Source organism: Amycolatopsis sp. lyj-346, assembly GCF_046548975.1.
In the GTDB taxonomy this organism is placed as follows: domain Bacteria; phylum Actinomycetota; class Actinomycetes; order Mycobacteriales; family Pseudonocardiaceae; genus Amycolatopsis.
The window spans coordinates 166,139-185,295 of the sequence record NZ_JAJPWT010000012.1 but is presented as its reverse complement, the minus strand read 5'-3'; the positions used below and the strand labels follow the sequence as shown (position 1 = coordinate 185,295).

At 71.5% G+C, this 19,157-nt stretch carries 13 protein-coding genes; 7 read left to right on the top strand and 6 right to left on the bottom strand.

Going from position 1 to position 19,157, the window contains the following annotated elements; genetic code table 11:
* The first annotated feature begins 14 nt into the window (after positions 1-14).
* Positions 15-1,064 carry a prolipoprotein diacylglyceryl transferase gene (lgt, locus tag ACLJQE_RS30785; RefSeq protein WP_410643015.1) on the top strand — a complete coding sequence of 350 codons (1,050 nt, stop codon included), beginning with the start codon at positions 15-17 and terminating at the stop codon, positions 1,062-1,064.
* A gap of 268 nt (positions 1,065-1,332) precedes the next feature.
* On the opposite strand, the gene ACLJQE_RS30780 is transcribed toward lgt, so the two are convergent.
* A complete protein-coding gene (locus ACLJQE_RS30780; RefSeq protein ID WP_410643014.1) occupies positions 1,333-2,118 on the bottom strand; it encodes an SDR family oxidoreductase in 786 nt (261 codons plus the stop codon).
* Between the two features lie 298 nt (positions 2,119-2,416).
* On the opposite strand from ACLJQE_RS30780, the gene gltB reads away from it, so the two are divergent.
* The 6 genes from gltB (at position 2,417) to ACLJQE_RS30750 (ending at position 12,906) form a co-directional block, all read left to right on the top strand.
* Positions 2,417-6,985, top strand: a complete 4,569-nt coding sequence (gene gltB, locus ACLJQE_RS30775; protein ID WP_410643149.1) for a glutamate synthase large subunit — start codon at positions 2,417-2,419, stop codon at positions 6,983-6,985.
* On the top strand, positions 6,978-8,486 hold the full coding sequence (locus ACLJQE_RS30770) for a glutamate synthase subunit beta (protein ID WP_410643013.1): 1,509 nt from the start codon (positions 6,978-6,980) through the stop codon (positions 8,484-8,486). The genes gltB and ACLJQE_RS30770 overlap by 8 nt, the downstream gene beginning before the upstream one ends.
* A 164-nt stretch (positions 8,487-8,650) precedes the next feature.
* Positions 8,651-9,538, top strand: coding sequence for a trypsin-like serine peptidase (locus tag ACLJQE_RS30765; protein ID WP_410643012.1), 888 nt, complete (start codon positions 8,651-8,653; stop codon positions 9,536-9,538).
* An 81-nt stretch (positions 9,539-9,619) separates the two neighbouring features.
* Positions 9,620-11,020 (top strand): alpha/beta hydrolase, encoded by a 1,401-nt coding sequence (locus tag ACLJQE_RS30760; RefSeq protein ID WP_410643011.1) that lies wholly within the window; start codon positions 9,620-9,622, stop codon positions 11,018-11,020.
* A gap of 74 nt (positions 11,021-11,094) precedes the next feature.
* A complete protein-coding gene (locus ACLJQE_RS30755; RefSeq protein WP_410643010.1) occupies positions 11,095-11,412 on the top strand; it encodes a hypothetical protein in 318 nt (105 codons plus the stop codon).
* A 102-nt stretch (positions 11,413-11,514) separates the two neighbouring features.
* Positions 11,515-12,906 (top strand): class II 3-deoxy-7-phosphoheptulonate synthase, encoded by a 1,392-nt coding sequence (locus ACLJQE_RS30750; RefSeq protein WP_410643009.1) that lies wholly within the window; start codon positions 11,515-11,517, stop codon positions 12,904-12,906.
* Between the two features lie 142 nt (positions 12,907-13,048).
* Here ACLJQE_RS30750 and ACLJQE_RS30745 read toward each other — a convergent pair whose 3' ends face one another.
* From ACLJQE_RS30745 to pknB, 5 genes are all read right to left on the bottom strand, one after another.
* Positions 13,049-14,359, bottom strand: a complete 1,311-nt coding sequence (locus tag ACLJQE_RS30745; RefSeq protein WP_410643008.1) for a wax ester/triacylglycerol synthase family O-acyltransferase — start codon at positions 14,357-14,359, stop codon at positions 13,049-13,051.
* 186 nt (positions 14,360-14,545) lie between these two features.
* Positions 14,546-15,247, bottom strand: coding sequence for a hypothetical protein (locus ACLJQE_RS30740; protein ID WP_410643007.1), 702 nt, complete (start codon positions 15,245-15,247; stop codon positions 14,546-14,548).
* A gap of 138 nt (positions 15,248-15,385) precedes the next feature.
* Positions 15,386-16,891, bottom strand: a complete 1,506-nt coding sequence (locus ACLJQE_RS30735; RefSeq protein ID WP_410643006.1) for an SPFH domain-containing protein — start codon at positions 16,889-16,891, stop codon at positions 15,386-15,388.
* Between the two features lie 54 nt (positions 16,892-16,945).
* On the bottom strand, positions 16,946-17,155 hold the full coding sequence (locus tag ACLJQE_RS30730; RefSeq protein WP_410643005.1) for a hypothetical protein: 210 nt from the start codon (positions 17,153-17,155) through the stop codon (positions 16,946-16,948).
* Complete coding sequence (pknB, locus tag ACLJQE_RS30725; protein ID WP_410643004.1) at positions 17,152-19,152, bottom strand: Stk1 family PASTA domain-containing Ser/Thr kinase; 2,001 nt, start codon at positions 19,150-19,152, stop codon at positions 17,152-17,154. Before pknB ends, ACLJQE_RS30730 begins: the two co-directional genes overlap by 4 nt.
* Positions 19,153-19,157: the final 5 nt, after the last annotated feature.

Sequence of the window (19,157 nt, the reverse complement as noted above, 5' to 3'; positions counted from 1 at the left end):
ACGGTGGCCGCGTGATGAGCGCCTTTCTCGCGACGATCCCCAGCCCCGACCGCGGTGTCTGGCACCTGGGACCGATCCCGCTCCGCGCGTACGCCCTGTGCATCATCGCCGGCATCATCGTGGCGATCTGGTGGGGCGAGCGGCGCTGGGTGGCCCGCGGCGGCACCAAGGGCACGGTGATCGACATCGCGGTGTTCGCGGTGCCGTTCGGCCTGGTCGGCGGCCGGTTGTACCACGTGATCACCGACCCCGAGCTGTACTTCGCCGAGGGCCGCAACCCGTGGAAGGCGTTCGCGATCTGGGACGGCGGCCTCGGCATCTGGGGCGCGATCGCCCTGGGCGCGGTGGGCGCGCTCATCGCCTGCCGCCGCCGCGGCATCCCGCTGCCGGCGATGGCGGACGCGGTCGCCCCCGGCATCGTCGTCGCGCAGGCGATCGGCCGCCTCGGCAACTACTTCAACCAGGAGCTGTACGGAGCGCACACGGACCTGCCGTGGGGCCTGGAGGTCTACCAGCGCTTCAACCCGGAGGACCCGGACAACCTCCTGAACGGCATCGCGACGGGGCACATCCCGCTGCCGGAGAGCCCGGTCCACCCGACGTTCCTGTACGAGCTGCTCTGGAACCTGCTGGTCGCGCTGCTGGTGGTGTGGGCGGACCGCAAGTTCAAGCTCGGCCACGGCCGGGCGTTCGCGCTGTACGTGGCGGGCTACACGGCCGGCCGCGGCTGGATCGAGATGATGCGCACGGACACGGCGAACCACATCCTCGGGCTGCGGGTGAACGTGTGGACGTCGATCCTGCTGTTCGCGGGCGCGGTGGTGTACTTCGTGCTCGCCGGCAAGCGGGGGCCGCGGGAGGCACCGGAGACCTTGCGGGGCAAGGACACCCCGGGGCCGGACGAGGTCCCGGTCGCCGCGGAGGCGCCTGCTGACGAACCGGAGCAGGCGGCCGCCGCCGAGCCCGAGCCCGCCAAGGTGACGGCCGACGCCCCGGCTTCCGCCGAGAAGCCCGCGTCGGAGGACCCCCCGGCCGAGGAGCCGAAGAAGACCAGCGAGAGCTGACAGCCCGCTTTCCGAAGGCCGCCACCGAGTTCGCTCGCCGGCGGCCTTCGGCGTACCCGGCCGCTTCTGCCGGGCAGGGCGGGCGGGGCGGGGCGGGGCCACCAGCGCCCCAATGTGGCCTTCGGTGCGTTGGGCGCACCGAAGGCCACATTGGGTGCGTTGGGCGCACCGAAGGCCACATTGGGTGCGTTGGGCGCACCGAAGGCCACATTGGGTGCGTTGAGCGCAACCAAGGCCACATTGGGGTGCTGGCTGGTTGCCAACAGGGTCAGAGGTCGGGCAGGCCCAGTTCCAGGTTCGGTGCCTGCAAGCCGCCGTCGACCTCGAGGATCTTGCCCGTGAGGTAGCCGCCGGCCCGCGAGGCCAGGAACACCACCGTGGCCGCGATGTCCTCCGCCTCGCCGATCTTCCGCAGCGGGGTGGCCGACTCCATCTTCGACTTCAGGTCCGGGTTGCCGACCACGATGTCCAGTGCCGACGTCGCCACCGAACCCACCGAAATCGCGTTCACCCGCACGCGGGGGGCCAGGTCCGCCGCCGCCAGGCGCGTGTAGTGCGCCAGGGCCGCCTTTGCCGTTCCGTACGCCGCGAAGCCGCGGCCGCTCACCCGGCCCAGCACCGACGAAATGTTGACCACCGAGCCGCCCGTCTCGAGCAGCGAAGGCGCCGCCGCGACCGTCAGGGCGTGGGCCGTGGCCACGTTGAAGCGGAACGCTTCCTCCATGAACTCCACCGAGGACTCCAGCAACGGCCGCGGGTACGTGCCGCCGACGTTGTTGACCACCAGGTCGAGCCGGCCGAACTCCGCGACCGCCGTGGCGGCCAGCGCGGCCGCCGCGTCGGGGGAGGACAGGTCCACCGGCACCGCGACCGCCCGGCGGCCGGCCGCCGAGACACGCGCGGCGACCTCGTCGAGCTGCGAAGAAGTGCGAGAGGCGATGACCACGTCGGCGCCCGCTTCGGCGAGGGCCACGGCCGTGGCCGCGCCGATTCCGCGTCCCGCGCCGGTGACCACCGCGACCTGGTCGGTGAGCTTGAACCGATCGAGGATCATGCGGCGAAATGTAACACGTTCTAGTGACTCGGGACACAGTGCGCCGATCACGTCACGTTGGACTTGACCAAGGTTTCCGGGCCGTATACTCACGGAACGAACTGCCGGGAGCCCATCAGGAACTATGTCGTTCCACGCAGCCAGATCGTTACCGTCCGACGCTGTCCGGTGCGCTCTGAAGTGCTGCTGCGGTGTTTCCCAGGTGTTAAAGTCGCGCTAACAAGCGGGCCATCGTCGTCCCGTGCGCTCCCCGGCCGGTAGCCCGGCCCCGCACGACAAGACGACGAAGGAGGTCCCGTTGATCTTCTCCGCCATTCCCGGCAAGCAGGGTTTGTACGACCCGGAGACCGAACAGGACTCCTGCGGTGTGGCCATGGTGGCCGACATCCGCGGGCGCCGCTCCCACGGCATCGTCACCGACGGCCTGGCCGCGTTGACCAACCTCGACCACCGCGGCGCCGCGGGCGCCGAGCCCACCTCCGGCGACGGCGCCGGAATCCTGCTCCAGCTGCCCGACGCGCTGCTGCGCGCCGAAGCCGGCTTCGAGCTGCCCATCCCCGACGAGCACGGCCAGCACGCCTACGCCGCCGGCATCGCGTTCCTGCCGCAGGACGCCGAGCAGCGCCGCAAGGCCGTCGGCCTGGCCGAACGCATTGCCGTCGAAGAGGGCCTGGAGGTCCTCGGCTGGCGCGAGGTCCCCGTCGACGCCGACCGCGCCGACATCGGCCCGACCGCCCGCTCGGTCATGCCGCACTTCGCCATGCTGTTCGTCTCCGGCGACGGAAAAACCGGCCTGCAGCTGGACAGGCTCGCGTTCTGCCTGCGCAAGCGCGTCGAGCACGAAAGCGCGAACGCCGGCTGTGGCACGTACTTCCCGTCCCTGTCCTCGCGAACGCTCGTCTACAAGGGCATGGTGACGCCGGAGCAGCTGCCCGCGTTCTTCGCCGACCTGCGTGACGAACGCCTGGAAAGCGCCATCGCGCTGGTGCACTCCCGCTTCTCCACCAACACCTTCCCGTCGTGGCCGCTGGCGCACCCGTTCCGGTTCGTGGCCCACAACGGCGAGATCAACACCATCCGCGGCAACCGCAACCGCATGCGGGCCCGCGAGGCGCTGCTGGAATCCGACGTCATCCCCGGTGACCTGAGCAGGTTGTTCCCGATCTGCTCGCCGGACGCGTCGGACTCGGCGTCCTTCGACGAGGTCCTCGAGCTGCTGCACCTGGGCGGCCGGTCGCTGCCGCACGCGGTGCTGATGATGATCCCGGAGGCGTGGGAGAACCACGCCACCATGAAGCCCGCGCGCCGCGCTTTCTACCAGTTCCACGCCAGCCTGATGGAACCGTGGGACGGCCCGGCCTGCGTCACCTTCACCGACGGCAGCCTGGTCGGCGCGGTCCTGGACCGCAACGGCCTGCGCCCGGCGCGCTGGTGGCGCACGGCCGACGACCGCGTCGTGCTCGCCAGCGAGGCCGGTGTCCTGGACGTCGCCCCCAAGGACGTCGTCGCCAAGGGGCGGCTCAAGCCCGGCAAGATGTTCCTGGTCGACACCGAGGCCGGCCGGATCGTGGACGACGAAGAGGTCAAGTCCGCGCTGGCCGCCGAGCTGCCCTACGACTCGTGGCTGCACGCGGGCCTGCTCAAGATCGCCGAGCTGCCCGACCGCGACCACGTCGTGCAGAGCCACGACTCCGTGCTGCGGCGCCAGCTTTCCTTCGGCTACACCGAAGAAGAGCTCAAGATCCTGCTCGCGCCGATGGCCGAGAAGGGCGCCGAGCCGATCGGCTCGATGGGGTCCGACACCCCGCCCGCGGTGCTGTCGAAGCGGTCCCGGCTGCTCTACGACTACTTCAAGCAGAACTTCGCCCAGGTCACGAACCCGCCGCTGGACGCGATCCGCGAGGAGCTCGTCACCTGCATGGCGCGGATCATGGGCCCGGAGCGCAACCTGCTGGCTCCGGGACCGGCCTCCTGCCGGCACCTGAAGCTGCCGTACCCGGTCATCGACAACGACGAGCTCGCCAAGCTCATCCACATCAACGACGACGGCGACCTCCCCGGCTTCGCCTGCAGTGTCCTTTCCGGACTGTACGAAGCAGACGGTGGCGCCGAGGCGCTGGCGTCGGCGATCGAGCGCGTCCGGCGGGAGGCGTCCGAGGCGATCGCGGCCGGCGCGCGCACGCTGGTGCTGTCCGACCGCGACTCCGACCACCGGATGGCGCCGATCCCGTCGCTGCTGCTGGTGTCCGCGGTGCACCACCACCTGGTCCGCACCAAGGAACGCCTGCGCGTCGCGCTGGTCGTCGAATCCGGCGACGCGCGCGAGGTGCACCACATCGCGCTGCTGCTCGGCTACGGCGCCGCCGCGGTGAACCCGTACCTGGCCTTCGAAACCATCGAAGACATGATCGGCCAGGGCGCGGTCACCGGCATCGAGGCCGCCAAGGCGATCCGCAACTACGTGCAGGCGCTGGTCAAGGGCGTCCTGAAGATCATGTCCAAGATGGGCATCTCCACGGTCGGCGCGTACACCGCCGCCCAGGTCTTCGAATCCCTCGGCCTGAGCCAGAACCTGCTCGACGAGTACTTCACCGGGACGTCGTCGAAGCTCGGCGGTGTCGGCCTGGAGGTGCTCGCCGAAGAGGTCGCGACGCGCCACCGCCGCGCGTACCCGGAGAACCCGACCGACCGCGTCCACCGTGGACTCGACACCGGTGGCGAGTACGCCTACCGCCGCGAGGGCGAGCTGCACCTGTTCACGCCGGAGACGGTGTTCCTGCTGCAGCACGCGTCCAAGACCGGCCGTGACGAGGTCTACCGCAAGTACACCGACGAGGTGCACCGCCTCTACCGCGAGGGCGGCACGTTGCGCGGGCTGTTCTCGTTCAAGGACGGCGTCCGCGAGCCGGTGCCGCTCGACGAGGTCGAACCCGCCGAAGCGATCTTCAAGCGCTTCAACACCGGCGCGATGTCGTACGGCTCGATCTCGGCCGAGGCGCACGAAACGCTGGCCATCGCGATGAACCGGATCGGCGGCCGCTCCAACACCGGCGAGGGCGGCGAGGACCCCGAGCGGCTCTACGACCCCGAGCGCCGCAGCGCGATCAAGCAGGTCGCTTCGGGCCGCTTCGGCGTCACGAGCGAATACCTCGTCAACGCCGACGACATCCAGATCAAGATGGCGCAGGGCGCGAAGCCCGGCGAGGGCGGCCAGCTGCCGCCGAACAAGGTGTACCCGTGGATCGCGCGGACCCGGCACTCGACGCCGGGTGTCGGCCTCATTTCGCCGCCGCCGCACCACGACATCTACTCCATCGAAGACCTGGCCCAGCTGATCCACGACCTGAAGAACGCCAACGAGCACGCCCGCATCCACGTGAAGCTGGTGTCCTCGCTCGGCGTCGGTACGGTCGCGGCCGGTGTGTCCAAGGCGCACGCGGACGTCGTGCTCATCTCCGGCCACGACGGCGGCACCGGCGCGTCGCCGATGAACTCGCTCAAGCACGCGGGCACGCCGTGGGAGATCGGCCTCGCCGAGACCCAGCAGACGTTGCTGCTCAACGGCCTGCGCGACCGGATCACCGTGCAGGTGGACGGCGCCATGAAGACCGGGCGCGACGTCGTCATCGCGGCACTGCTCGGCGCCGAGGAGTACGGCTTCGCGACCGCCCCCCTCGTCGTCGCGGGCTGCATCATGATGCGCGTCTGCCACCTCGACACCTGCCCGGTCGGCGTCGCCACGCAGAGCCCCGAGCTGCGCAAGCGCTACACCGGCCAGGTCGAGCACGTGGTGAACTTCTTCACGTTCGTCGCCGAAGAAGTCCGGGAAACCCTGGCGGCACTGGGCTTCCGCACCCTCGACGAGGCCATCGGCCACGCCGAGCTGCTGGACACCGACGAGGCCGTCGACCACTGGAAGGCGTCCGGGCTGGACCTGTCGCCGATCTTCGAAATGCCTTCGGCTGAGTCACTTAAAAGCATGGCCTACGGCGGCGCCAAGCGGCGCACCCGCGGTCAGGACCACGGCCTCGAGCACGCGCTGGACCGCACGCTCATCCAGCTCGCCGAGGCGGCGCTGGAGGACGCGCACCAGGTCAACATCGAGCTGCCGGTGCGCAACGTCAACCGGACGGTCGGCACGCTGCTCGGCTCGGAGATCACCCGCCGCTTCGGCGGCGACGGCCTGCCCGAGGGCACGATCCACGTCACGCTCACCGGCTCCGCGGGCCAGTCGCTCGGCGCGTTCCTGCCGCGCGGCATCACCCTCGACATGGTCGGCGACGCGAACGACTACGTCGGCAAGGGCCTCTCCGGCGGCCGGATCGTCGTCCGCCCCGACCCGGAGGCGTCCTTCGCGGCCGAGGCGCAGACGATCGCGGGCAACACGATCGCCTACGGCGCCACCGGGGGCGAGATCTTCCTGCGCGGCCAGGTCGGCGAACGCTTCTGCGTCCGCAACTCCGGCGCCACGGTCGTCGCCGAGGGTGTCGGCGACCACGCCTTCGAGTACATGACCGGCGGCCGCGCGGTGGTGCTCGGCCCGACCGGGCGGAACCTGGCGGCCGGCATGTCCGGCGGCATCGCCTTCGTCCTCGACGTCGACGCGAAGAAGGTCAACCAGGACATGGTGGACCTGCTGCGGCCGACCGCCGACGACCTGGCGTGGCTGAAGAAAACCGTGCAACAGCACTACGATCTCACCCGCTCCGCGGTGGCGGCCTCGCTGCTCGGCGACTGGCCGCGCCGCTCGGCGGCGTTCACGAAGGTGATGCCGCGCGACTACCAGCGGGTCCTGGACGCGGCGAAGGCGGCCCGTGCCGCCGGCCGCGACGTCGACGAGGCGATCATGGAGGCCGCTCGTGGCTGACCCGACGGGTTTCCTGAAGTACGAACGCGAAGAGCCGAAGAAGAAGTCCAAAGAGGAACGGCTTTCTTCGTGGGGCGAGGTCTACGCGGACGTCGCGCCGGGCGAGCGCAACGAACAGGTGCGCAAGCAGGCGTCGCGCTGCATGGACTGCGGCATCCCGTTCTGCCACTCCGGCGGCTCCGGCTGCCCGCTGGGCAACCTCATCCCGGAGTGGAACGACCTGGTCCGCCGCGGCGACTGGGCCGCGGCGAGCGACCGGCTGCACGCGACCAACAACTTCCCCGAGTTCACCGGGAAGCTGTGCCCGGCGCCGTGCGAGGCGGGCTGCGTGCTGTCCATCTCGCCGGCCTCGGGCGGGCCGGTGTCGATCAAGCGCGTCGAGCAGACGATCGCCGACCAGTCCTGGGAAGCGGGCTACGTCCAGCCGCAGGTGTCCGAAGTGTCCAGTGGCCGCCGGGTGGCGATCGTCGGCTCCGGGCCGGCCGGGCTCGCCGCCGCCCAGCAGCTCACCCGCGCCGGGCACGAGGTCACCGTCTTCGAGCGCGACGACCGGCTCGGCGGGCTGCTGCGCTACGGCATCCCCGAGTTCAAGATGGAGAAGAAGGTCCTCGACCGGCGCCTGGCGCAGCTGCGCAAGGAAGGCACCCGGTTCGTCACCGGCTGCGAGGTCGGCGTCGACCTGTCGGTGGAGGACCTGCGCGCGCAGTACGACGCCGTCGTCCTCGCGGTCGGTGCCCTGCGCGGCCGCGACGACACGACCACGCCGGGCCGCGAGCTCGCCGGCATCCACCTGGCGATGGAGCACCTGGTCCCGGCCAACAAGTACGTCGAGGGCGACGGCCCGCCGTCGATCGACGCGCACGGCAAGCACGTGGTGATCATCGGCGGCGGCGACACCGGCGCGGACTGCTACGGCACGGCCACCCGCCAGGGCGCGTTGTCGGTGACGCAGCTCGACCAGTACCCGATGCCGCCCACCACCCGCGACGACGAGCGGTCGCCGTGGCCGACCTGGCCGTACATCCTGCGCACGTACGCGGCGCACGAGGAGGCGGGCGAGCGGAAGTTCGCGGTCGCGGTCAAGCGGTTCGTCGGTTCCTCCGATGGTCGCGTGACGGCGGTGGAGCTGCAGCAGGTCCGCGTCCAGAAGGACCCGGCGACCGGGCGGCGTGAGGTGATCCCGGTGAACGACGAGGTCGAGACCCTCCCGGCGGACCTGGTCCTGCTGGCGATCGGCTTCGAAGGCGTCGAGGAGATGCCGCTGCTTTCGGGCTTGGACCTCTCGTTGACCCGCCGCGGAACCCTGTCGTGCGGCGCGGACTGGCAGACGGAGTCCCCGGGCGTGTTCGTCTGCGGGGATGCGCACCGCGGCGCGTCGCTGGTGGTGTGGGCGATCGCGGAGGGCCGGTCGGTGGCCAACGCGGTGGACACGTACCTGACCGGAGCGTCGGACCTCCCGGCCCCGGTCCACCCGACCGCGCTGCCGCTCGCGGTCGTCTGATCGACGGGTTTCACCGGAAGCCCCCTCGCCGCTGGTGAGGGGGCTTCCGGCGGTTGGTGAAAGCGTTACGCCGGACGGCGGCTGTGCAGTGTGTACACGGGCAACTACTTTCGAGTAGCTGTGTCGCCTTTGCGACGATTCACTTCTGCGGAAGGTGGGGCGTCTTGAAGCACACGAAACTCCGGGCCGCGGTGATCACCGCCGTCCTCTCCCTCACAGTCGCCCTGGTCGGGTCGCCCGCCCAGGCCGCGTCGAAACCCTTCTGGACGCCCGACGCCATGCGGGCGGCCGTGCCGATGGACTCGCTCGTCCAAGCCCCCGCCTTCACGCCGAAAGACGTGGCCAAGGGGCAGAGCGCGATCATCCAGAGCATCCCCAACGGCGGGGGGCCCTGGACCGGCGGCGGCAAGGTCACCCAGACCGCCGGGCGCGTGTTCTTCCTCTTCAACGGCCAGCGGTCGTCCTGCTCCGGGGACGCCGTCACCAGCACCAACGGCAGTGTCGTCGTCACCGCCGGGCACTGCGTGAAGTACCAGGGCACCTGGCACACCCAGTGGATCTTCGTGCCCGGCTACGACAACGGCAACGCCCCCTACGGCCAGTGGACGGCGAAGACCACCCTCACCACCCCGCAGTGGCAGGCCAGTGAGGACATCAACTACGACGTCGGCATGGCCGTGGTGAACCCGCTCGACGGCCGGCGGCTCACCGACGTCGTCGGTGCGCAGGGCATCGCCTTCAACCAGCCGAAGAACCAGAGCATGTACACCTTCGGCTACCCGGCCGCGGCGCCCTACGACGGGACGAAGCTGATCTACTGCAGCGGCAGCACCTTCACCGACTTCCTGCTGACCAGGGACCACGGCATGAGCTGCAACATGACCGGTGGTTCCAGCGGCGGACCGTGGTTCCTCTCGTTCAACGAGGGCACCGGCACCGGCGTGCAGGCCTCGGTGAACAGCTTCGGCTACACCTTCCTGCCGGGCTACATGTTCGGGCCGTACTTCGGCGCCGACGCGCAGAACCTGTACAACCGCGCGCAAGCCGCGTGACCCTCGTCAGCCCAGGGGCGGAGCCGGAGTTCCGGTCCCTGGGCTGACGTCCGCGCGCGCCCGCCAGGGCAGGCTCGGTGCATGCGAAAAACCCTGACCGCGCTGGCTCTCCTGCCCCTGTCGCTGCTCACCGCGCCCGCGGCGGACGCGACCCCGCGCCTGCAGTGGACGACCCCCTGCCCGGACTACGGCATGACGCCGTCCCCGACGGCCGGCCTCGAATGCGCCACCCTGCGCGTGCCGCTCGACTACGCCCACCCGGACCGCACCATCGAGCTGACCCTGTCCCGCCACGCCGGCACCCCCGGCAAGCGCCGCGGCGTGCTGCTGATGAACCCCGGCGGGCCGGGCAGCCCCGGGCTCGCCATGCCCGCCCAGCTGCGGCAGCGCATGGGCGGCTCCGGCCTGCCGGACGCCTACGACGTCATCGGCTTCGATCCCCGCGGCACCGCCTACAGCACGCCGGTGACGTGCGGCATGACGACGTCGGAGGAGCGCGGCGCGGTCCTCGGCCCCTACGCGGACGGACCGCGTGACGTCGTCGCCACCGCGGCGAAAGCGCGTGCCGTGGCCGAAAAGTGCGGCAAAGCGTCCACCCGGGAGCTGCTGCCGCACATGACGACCGCGAACACCGCCCGCGACCTCGACCGGATCCGGGAAGCGCTGGGGGAGCAGAAGATCTCCTACTACGGCGTCTCCTACGGCAGCTACCTCGGCGCCGCCTACGCGTCGATGTTCCCCGGCCGCGGCGACCGGATCGTGCTCGACAGCGTGCTCGGCCCGCGCGGCCTCGACGTCCGCGCCAACCAGCGCTTCGCCGAAGGGTTCGACGAGCGCTTCCCGGACTTCGCCGCCTGGGCGGCCCAGCGCGACGACGTCTACCACCTGGGCCGGACACCGGAAGCGGTGACGGCGAAGTTCTTCGAGCTCGCCGCCGTCCGCGGGCCCGAGTTCCGGTCGAACACGTGGAACGGGCTCTACGACGACGCCTTCTTCCCCGCGATCGCCGAGGACTGGACCGGCACCGCGCGTGCCGCGGCCGGCCCGCTCGACGGCGACAACCACGCGGCCCTGCAGCTGCAGGTGCTCTGCAACGACGCCGACTGGCCCGAGCAGGTCGGCTACTACCAGCGCGCCGTCGAACGCGAACGGGCGCGGCACCCGATGTTCGGCCCAGCCGCGGCGAACGTGAACCCGTGCGCGTTCTGGCCCGTCGAACGCGCGGAACCGCCGGTGCGCGTCGGCGGCCCCGGTCCGGCGAACGTCCTGCTGGTGCAGAACCTGCGCGACCCGGCGACCCCGCTGTCCGGCGCGCGGGAGACGCGGGCGGCGTTCGGAGCCCGCGCGCGGATGGTCACCGTCGACGACGGCGGGCACGGCGTCTTCACCCGGGAAAACGCTTGCGGAAACGAAGCAGTGCTGGGCTATCTGCGTGACGGGGTCTTCCCCGCGGCGGACGGTTCCTGTCAGTCTGGCCGGTAAGGGGGGTTTGGCAGGCGCGGAGGGGTGCGCCTTCTGGTGGGACTTCCCCCCTTGCACATCGAAAGGGGAGAACCATGAAGAAGACCGGATTCCTCGTCGCGGCCGCGCTGGCCGCGACGAGCCTGCTCGCCTCGCCCGCGGCCGCGGAGACCGCGGACGGGTACTGCATCCCGGAGAGCGTCCGGCTCACCGGAGCGGGCGGGACGTCGCTCTGCCTGGCGGTGCCGACGCCGTCGATCACCCCGCCGTTCACGGCGTTCCAGGAGCAGAACGGCACGTCGAACGCCTGGTGCCTGTACACCGCGCCCAACTACGGCGGTGCGTCCTTCCGGCTCCAGCCGTTCTCGACCGCCAACGTGGCCGCGACGTTCGCCTCGGGGCGGCCCTGCTGAGTCCCCGCCGGGGTGGCGCAGCGCGACCACGCCACCCCGGCGCCGGACCTCGGTGGCCGACCGGGAGAAGCCGAGTTCGGGGCGAACCTTATCCTGGTTGGCGTGAACTGGACTGTGGACGTCCCCGTCGACACACTGCCCGAGCTGCCGCCGCTGCCGCCCGAGCTGCGGGCGCAGCTCGACAAGGCACTGGCACTCCCGGCCGCGCAGCAGCCGGAGTGGCCCGACCCCGAGGCGACCCGGCGGGTCCGCGCCGTGCTGGAGAGCGTGCCGCCGATCACCGTCCCGGCCGAGATCGACCGGCTGAAGAGCCGGCTGGCGATGGTCGCCCGCGGCGAGGCCTTCCTCCTGCAGGGCGGTGACTGCGCGGAGACGTTCGAGTCCAACACCGAGCCGCACATCCGGGCCAACCTGCGCACGCTGCTGCAGATGGCGGTCGTGCTCACCTACGGCGCGAGCCTGCCGGTGGTCAAGGTCGGCCGCATCGCCGGCCAGTACGCGAAGCCGCGCTCGGCCGCGACCGACGCGCTGGGCCTGCCGGTGTACCGCGGCGACATCATCAACTCCCTGGTCGCCAAGCCCGAGCTGCGCGTCCCGGACCCCGGCCGGATGATCCGCGCCTACGCGAACGCGGGCGCCGCGATGAACCTGGTCCGCGCCCTCACCGGGGCCGGCATGGCCGACCTGCACCAGGTGCACGACTGGAACAAGGACTTCGTGTCGGCGTCGCCGGCGGCGCAGCGCTTCGAAGCGCTGGCCAACGAGATCGACCGCGGCCTGCGGTTCATGTCGGCGTGCGGGGTCACCGACACCTCGCTGCAGTCCACCGAGATCTTCGCCAGCCACGAGGCGCTGCTGCTCGACTACGAGCGTTCGATGCTGCGCCTGGACCACTCCGACGCGACGAATCCGAAGCTGTACAACCTGTCGTCGCACTTCCTCTGGATCGGCGAGCGGACCCGTCAACTGAACGGCGCGCACATCGCGTTCGCCGAGCTGCTGGCCAACCCGATCGGGTTGAAGATCGGCCCGACGACCACGCCCGACATGGCCGTGGAGTACGTCGAGCGGCTCGACCCGCGCTTCGAGCCGGGCCGGCTGACGTTGATCTCGCGGATGGGCAACGGCAACGTCCGCGAGGTGCTGCCCGCGATCGTGGAGAAGGTCGAGGCGTCCGGGCACAAGGTCATCTGGCAGTGCGACCCGATGCACGGCAACACGCACGAGGCGTCCACCGGCTACAAGACCCGCCACTTCGACCGGATCGTCGACGAGGTCCAGGGCTTCTTCGAGGTGCACAACACGCTGGGCACCTACCCGGGCGGCATCCACGTGGAGCTGACCGGCGAGGACGTCACGGAGTGCCTGGGCGGCGCCCAGGAGATCTCGGACGTCGACCTGTCGGGCCGCTACGAGACGGCCTGCGACCCGCGCCTGAACACCCAGCAGTCCCTGGAGCTGGCCTTCCTGGTCGCGGAGATGCTCCGCGGCTGATCCCGGCCCCCAGCGCCCCAATGTGGCCTTCGGTGCGTTGGACGCACCCAAGGTGGCCTTCGGTGCGTTGAACGCACCCAAGGTGGCCTTGGGGCGCTCGGGGCCTGCACCTCGGCACCGCGTCGGGCAGGCGGGCGCCGGATCAAGAAGCGTCGAGGAGGCGGGCGGTGGACTTCAGCACCGCGTCCCGCAGTGAGCCGACGTCCGGGACCGCTTCGCCGTTGACCTGCAGCCCGACGTGGACCGCATCGCGGTACGTGGCGACCGCGATGCCCACCGCGTGGCGCGGGGCCAGCGGCACGAACGGGTAGACCTCCGCCAGGCGGGCGCCGTCGAGGGACAGGCGGGCCGGGGGGACCGGGACCGTCGTGATCACCAGGTCGAACAGCATCGGTGCGGCCTGGCCCGCCGTGCGGGTGCCCAGGCGGTGCAGCAGCGGTGGCACGCGGTCGGCCAGCAGCGGCAGCGCTCCGGCGCCGCGGCTCGGGCCCGCCGCCTTGTTGCGGGTCATCGCCCGGCGGACCACCCGCAGGCGCTCGACCGGGTCGTCCTCGCCGACCGGCAGGTCGCACAGGTACCCCGAAAGCTTGTTGCCGCCGAGCTGCGCACCCGCCCGGCCGCGCACGCTCACCGGGATCAGCGCGCGCAGCGTACGGCCGTCGGCGCGCTGCCCGCGGTTCACCAGCCACTCGCGCAGGGCGCCGGACAGCACCGCCAGGACGACGTCGTTGGTCGTGCCGCCGTGCGCGCGGCGCACCCGGCGCAGCTCGTTCAGCGGCAGCCGGACGAACCCGAGGCGCCGCTCGGCCGACGGCGGTGCCGACACCGGGGAGAGCGCCGGGCGCGCGGCCCGCACCACCGACGAGGCGATCCCGGCGGCCTCGTTCGCCTGGCCCCACACCGTGCCCAGCGCGTCCTTCACCGTGTCCAAAGTGGAGCGCGGGGCGGGGATCGGGCGGGACGGCGCGGGCTTCGGCAGCTCGACGCCGTCGAGCAGCCCGGCCGCGACCGCGTACGCGCCGGCGCCGTCGGTCAGCGCGTGGTGCAGTTTCAGCAGCAGCGCGAACTTCCCGTCCGGCAGGCCGGTGACGAGCGTCAGGTCCCACAGCGGCCGGGACGTGTCGAGGGGCCGGGCGATCCACCGCGACGCGTACGCCGCAAGCGGGTCCGGCTCGTACAGCGAACTCAACACGACGTGGTGAATGTGGTTGCCCGCAACAAAATCCGGGTCGTCGCTCCAGCTGGCCGAGCCCGGCGGGAACAGTTCCGCGCGCGCCCGCTGGCGCAGCTTGGGCAACCGGGCGGCCCGCTGCGCGAGCACCGCCGTCAACGCGGTGGGATCGACCGGGCCGCGGGCGGTGAAGGTGACCACCGCCCCCATGTGCATCGGAGTGGTTTCGCTTTCCAGGCACAGAAAAGCGACGTCGAGTGCGCTGAGTGGCGAGCCTGCCATGGGCGACCTTTCCGGGTTTCGCGGGGGGCGCACGGCCACGTGCGTCGGAAGGGAAGGAACCCACTGCACCACCCCGGCATGACGGCCGGGTGGTCGAAGTGTTTCCACCACGCTAACGAGCGACCCCGTTCCGCCATTCGAGATACCCCGGGCGGCGGTGCCCCGGCTCACAGATCAAGAAAAGATTCATTCACCTGGTGCAGGCCGGGGTTCTTCCGCCTGGCCGACCGGGGCCCCCCAATCGGGGGTGAGCGCGACCTGCTTGCCGACGCGGCGCACCGGCAGGCCGTTCACCTGCCGCCGGTCGAGCCCCGGCCAGATTTCCGCGGCGTCCTTCGCCGCGGACCGGATCGCACCGCCGTCGAGCGTCGTGCGGGTCTCCGGGATTTGCCGGTCCGCCCACTGCACGACCAGCTTCAGCGGGCCTGCGGAGGGGAGCGGCCAGAGGAACACCTCGTGCTCGACGGCGAACCGCGTGCCGCCGACCGGCTGGGCCCGCAGCACCGGGGCCTCCGGTTCGGACGCGGACGGCACCGAGATCGTCTCGGAGCTCGCCCGGCTGCCGTCGGCGTAGAGCACGCCGATCAGCAGCCCGTTGTAGTCGGGTTTGCGCCGGTGGTCGATCAGCCCCTCGGCGGGGTCGTCGACCAGGCTGTCGCGGGAATACACCGTGACGCGCAGTGTCAGCGCCTCCGGCCACACCTCGATGGTCCGCAGCGCGACCACCGTGCGGTCCGAGCGGCCCAGCGGCTGCGCCCACGGCAGCACGGCCGGGACGATGTGCTCGCGCGGGGGATCGGTCCAGTGCCGTCCGTTGAAGGCGTAAAGCTCCTGCTCCGGAACGGGGAACAGGGGACGCTCACGGGGACCGCCGGTGAAGAAGCTCATCGGACGGCCCGCGACGCACGGTCCGGCACCATGCGCCCACGGTAGGACAAGCGAGCGGGAATTTCCGCCCCCGAACGGGGGTACGGCCCCCGCAACCCGGGATCCGGGACACAGAGGCCGTACACCCAGAGTGATGGATCAGTCGCTGAGCTTCAGTTCGCCATTGCGCCGGGAGGCCTCGTCGAGGTCCTTCCCGTCCGGCTTGCCCATGGCGTCCATGAGCTGGCGGGCCAGGCCGAGGCCGGTTCCGCCGAGCGACAGCGCCTTGGCGAACATGTCGGACATGCCGTCGGCGCCGTTGAGCACGACCAGGTGGTCGATGTTGCCGAACGCGCTTGCGCCCGCCTCGACGATCTCCGGCCAGCGCTCGGCCAGCTGCTGCGCGACGACGGCTTCCTGGTTCTCCGCCAGCGCCGCCGCGCGTGCCTTGATGGCGTCGGCTTCGGCGAGGCCCTTCGCGCGGGCTGCCTCGGCTTCGGCGAGGCCACGCGCCTTCGCGGACTCCGCCTCCGCCAGGCCGCGGGCCTTGGCCGCGGCGGCCTCGGCCTCACCGGTCGCCCGGGTCGCGCCCGCCATCGCCTCGGCACGCGCCTTCGTGGCCTGCGCCTCGGCCTCGGCGGCGGTCTTCACCCGGGTCGCGTCCGCCGCGGCCCGCAGCTCGGTCTCCTTCGCCTCGGCCTGGGCCTTGGCGATCGAGGCGTCACGGGCGGCGTCGGCGGCGGTCCGGGTGTCGTACGCCTTCGCGTCGGCCGGCTTGCGGACCTGCGACTGCAGCCGCTGCTCGGCCAGTGCGGCCTCCAGCTCGGCCGCCCGCGTCTCCTGGACGACGACTTCCTGGCGCGCGGTCGCCTCGGCCAGCGGGCCGGACTGCGACGCCTTCGCCCGCGCCTGGTCGACCTCGGCCTGGTAGCCGGCCTGCTGGATCTGGCTCTCGCGGACGGCGGCGGCCTTCTTCGCGGCGGAGACCTGCTCGACCTCGGCGGCCTCCTGGTCGCGCTGGGCTTCGGCGATCCGGGCCGACGCGGCGATCGCGGCGGCGTGCGGCTTGCCGAGGTTGTTGATGTAGCCGGACTCGTCGTCGATCTCCTGGATCTGCAGCGAGTCCACGATCAGCCCGAGCTTGATCATCTCGGTGGCCGAGGACTGCCGCACCTCGCCGGTGAGCGCGTCCCGGTTGTGGATCATCTCCTCGATGGTCAGCCCGCCGACGATCGAGCGCAGGTGCCCGGAGAACAGCTCGTGGATCGTGTCGTTCATGCCTTTTTGCTGGTCCAGGAACCGGCGGGCGGCGTTGGCGATCGAGGCGAAGTCGTCGCCGACCTTGTAGATGACGACGGCCCGCACGGTGACCGGCAGCCCCTGCTTGGTCACGCAGGAGACCTGCAGGTTGACGCCGCGGGTGTCCAGCGACAGCCGCCGGGCGGTCTGGAAGCCGGGGATGACGTTCACCCCGCGGCCGGTGATGATCTTGAAGCCGAGGCTGTCCGCGGTGTCCGCCCGGTCGACGCGGACGCCGAGCCCGGAGATGATCAGGGCTTCGTTCGGTTCGGCCACTTTGTACAGCAGCCGCAGGACCCCGAAGACGACGATCAGCACGGCGACAAGCCCACCGGCGGAAACCAGCAGGATTTCCACGAGACTCATGGCACCGACCCCCTCGCTTTTCTGTTGTGGGTGTGTGGTGCCTCTTCGACGCCGTCAGCGGGTCAGCGGTTGCCACCGCTCGACGTAAACCGTGCGCGGCGGTTCGAAGTCGACCACCAGCACCTGCGTCCCGGACCTGAACGTCTCCTCCGGGTCGGCCGGGTACGCGTAGAAGGCCTCCGTGCCGCCCCGGACGTTCAACAGCACCTCGCCGATGAGGCCGGGGCCGATCGTGCCCGTCACGCGGCCTCGGTTGCCGATCATCCCCCGAAGCCCTTCAGCTTGACCTTGGAGCCCTTCGCCACGAACGTGCCCGGCTCCGGGTCCTGCTGGAAGACGAAGTCGAACCCGCCGCCGTTGCCGCGCCCGCGGCCGCCGTCGCGGTCGGCCTTGAGGCCGGCCTGCTCCAGGAGCTTCTGGGCGTCGTCGAACGACCGGAACCGGACGTCCGGCACCTGGACGGCGTTGTTGACGAACACGCCGATCCGCTTGGCCCTGGCCTGCGAGCCGCCCGGCGGGTCGGTCCGGGTGACGGCGCCGGCGGGGACGTCCTGCTTGAACTCCTCGCCCGCCTGGAACGGCTCGAACCCGGCCTGCTGCAGCAGCTGGAACGCCTCGTCCTTGGGGCGGCCCGTGACGTCCGGCACCGGGGGCAGCGGGATCGGGCCCTTCGACACGATGATCGTGACCTGGCCGCCGATGGTCAGCTGGCTGCCCGCCGACGGCGTCGTGCGGATGACCGCACCCTGCGGGACCTCGGCGTCGAAGTCGTCGGCGCCGCGGACCGGCGTCAGCTGCGCCGCCTTGATCGCCTGTTCGGCGTCGGGCAGCGCGGTGCCCGGCCGGATGTCCGGCACCTGCGGGCGGCCCTTCGACAGCACCACCGACACCGACGAGTTGGGCGAGAGCGTCGTGCCTTCGGCCGGGTCGGCGCGCAGCACGGTGTTCGACGGCACCGTGTTGTCGAACTCCTGGCTGAACTGCGGATTGAGCTTCACCGCCCGCAGCGCGTCGCCGGCCGCCGCCTGGTTCAGCCCGACCAGCTTCGGCACCCGCGCGGTCTTGTCGCCGCCGGTGTCGGTGAGGATGAACGCGAACGCCCCGATCAGCCCGCCGAGCAGCAGCACCGCGGCCGCGATCACGAGGATGCGCTTGCGGTTGTCCGGCGACGGCTTCTCCGGCTCGGGCCGGCTCCGCCGCCGCGGCGGCGTCGGGGGAAGCACCGGGGGCGCGGCGTGGCTCAGCGCCCGCGTCGCGTTCGGGCGGTGCACCGGCATCGTCTTCTCGGTGTCCGGCACCTGCGGGATCCGCGGCAGCGTGCGCTCGGTGTCGGCGAGGTCGCCCTGGCCGTGGGACACCGGGATCGGCACGGTCACCGGCAGCAGCCCCAGCCGGGCGCGCACCGCGGTCAGCTCGGTGAGGAACTCCCCGGCGTCGGCCGGGCGCAGCTGCGGGTCCCGCCGCGTCGCGCGCACGACCAGGTCGTCCAGCGCCGGCGGCAGGTCGGGACGCAGCTCGCTCGGCCGCGGCACGTCGTCGTTCACGTGCCGGTAGGCGACCGAAATCGCCGTGTCCCCGGTGTAGGGCACCCGGCCGGTCAGCATTTCGTACAGCAGGATCCCGGCCGAGTAGACGTCACCGCGCGCGGACGCCGAGCCGGTGGCGACCTGCTCGGGGGAGAGGTAGCCGACCGTGCCGAGGATGACGCTCGAACTGGTCGTGCCCGCGCTCGCCACGGCCCGCACCAGGCCGAAGTCGGCGACCTTCACCGCCCCGCCGGTGTGCTGGCCGACCCGGCCGATCAGCACGTTCTCCGGCTTCACGTCCCGGTGCACCAGCCCGGCCCGGTGGGCGGCGGCCAGCGCCGACAGCACGGGCTCGGCGACGCTCAGCGCCAGCGCGACGTCCAGCGGGCCCTCGTCTTCCAGCAGGTCGCGCAGCGTCCCGCCGTCCACCAGCTCCATCACCAGGAACGCCAGCCCCGTCTCCGCACCCGGTGGCAGGTCGAAGCCCTGGTCGTGCACCGCCACGACGTGCGGGTGGTGCAGCTGCGCCGCGGACTGCGCCTCGCGCACGAACCGGTCCACGAACGACCGGTCGTCGGCGAAGCGGGGGTCCATGATCTTGATCGCGACCGGACGGTCCAGCCGGGTGTCCGTCCCCCGATAGACGGAAGACATTCCGCCGTGGGCGAGCAGCCGGTCCACCCGGTAGCGCCGCTCCAAAAGCGTGCCGACCAGGCTGGGTTGGGTGCGTGTCACGAGTA

Excerpts from the sequence above, each read along its gene's own strand:
- ACLJQE_RS30755 (WP_410643010.1), top strand. The coding sequence starts at position 11,095 with ATGAAGAAGACCGGATTCCTCGTCGCGGCCGCGCTGGCCGCGACGAGC.
- ACLJQE_RS30745 (WP_410643008.1), bottom strand. The coding sequence starts at position 14,359 with ATGGCAGGCTCGCCACTCAGCGCACTCGACGTCGCTTTTCTGTGCCTG.
- ACLJQE_RS30760 (WP_410643011.1), top strand. The coding sequence starts at position 9,620 with ATGCGAAAAACCCTGACCGCGCTGGCTCTCCTGCCCCTGTCGCTGCTC.
- lgt (WP_410643015.1), top strand. The coding sequence starts at position 15 with ATGAGCGCCTTTCTCGCGACGATCCCCAGCCCCGACCGCGGTGTCTGG.
- ACLJQE_RS30735 (WP_410643006.1), bottom strand. The coding sequence starts at position 16,891 with ATGAGTCTCGTGGAAATCCTGCTGGTTTCCGCCGGTGGGCTTGTCGCC.
- ACLJQE_RS30740 (WP_410643007.1), bottom strand. The coding sequence starts at position 15,247 with ATGAGCTTCTTCACCGGCGGTCCCCGTGAGCGTCCCCTGTTCCCCGTT.
- ACLJQE_RS30780 (WP_410643014.1), bottom strand. The coding sequence starts at position 2,118 with ATGATCCTCGATCGGTTCAAGCTCACCGACCAGGTCGCGGTGGTCACC.
- ACLJQE_RS30730 (WP_410643005.1), bottom strand. The coding sequence starts at position 17,155 with ATGATCGGCAACCGAGGCCGCGTGACGGGCACGATCGGCCCCGGCCTC.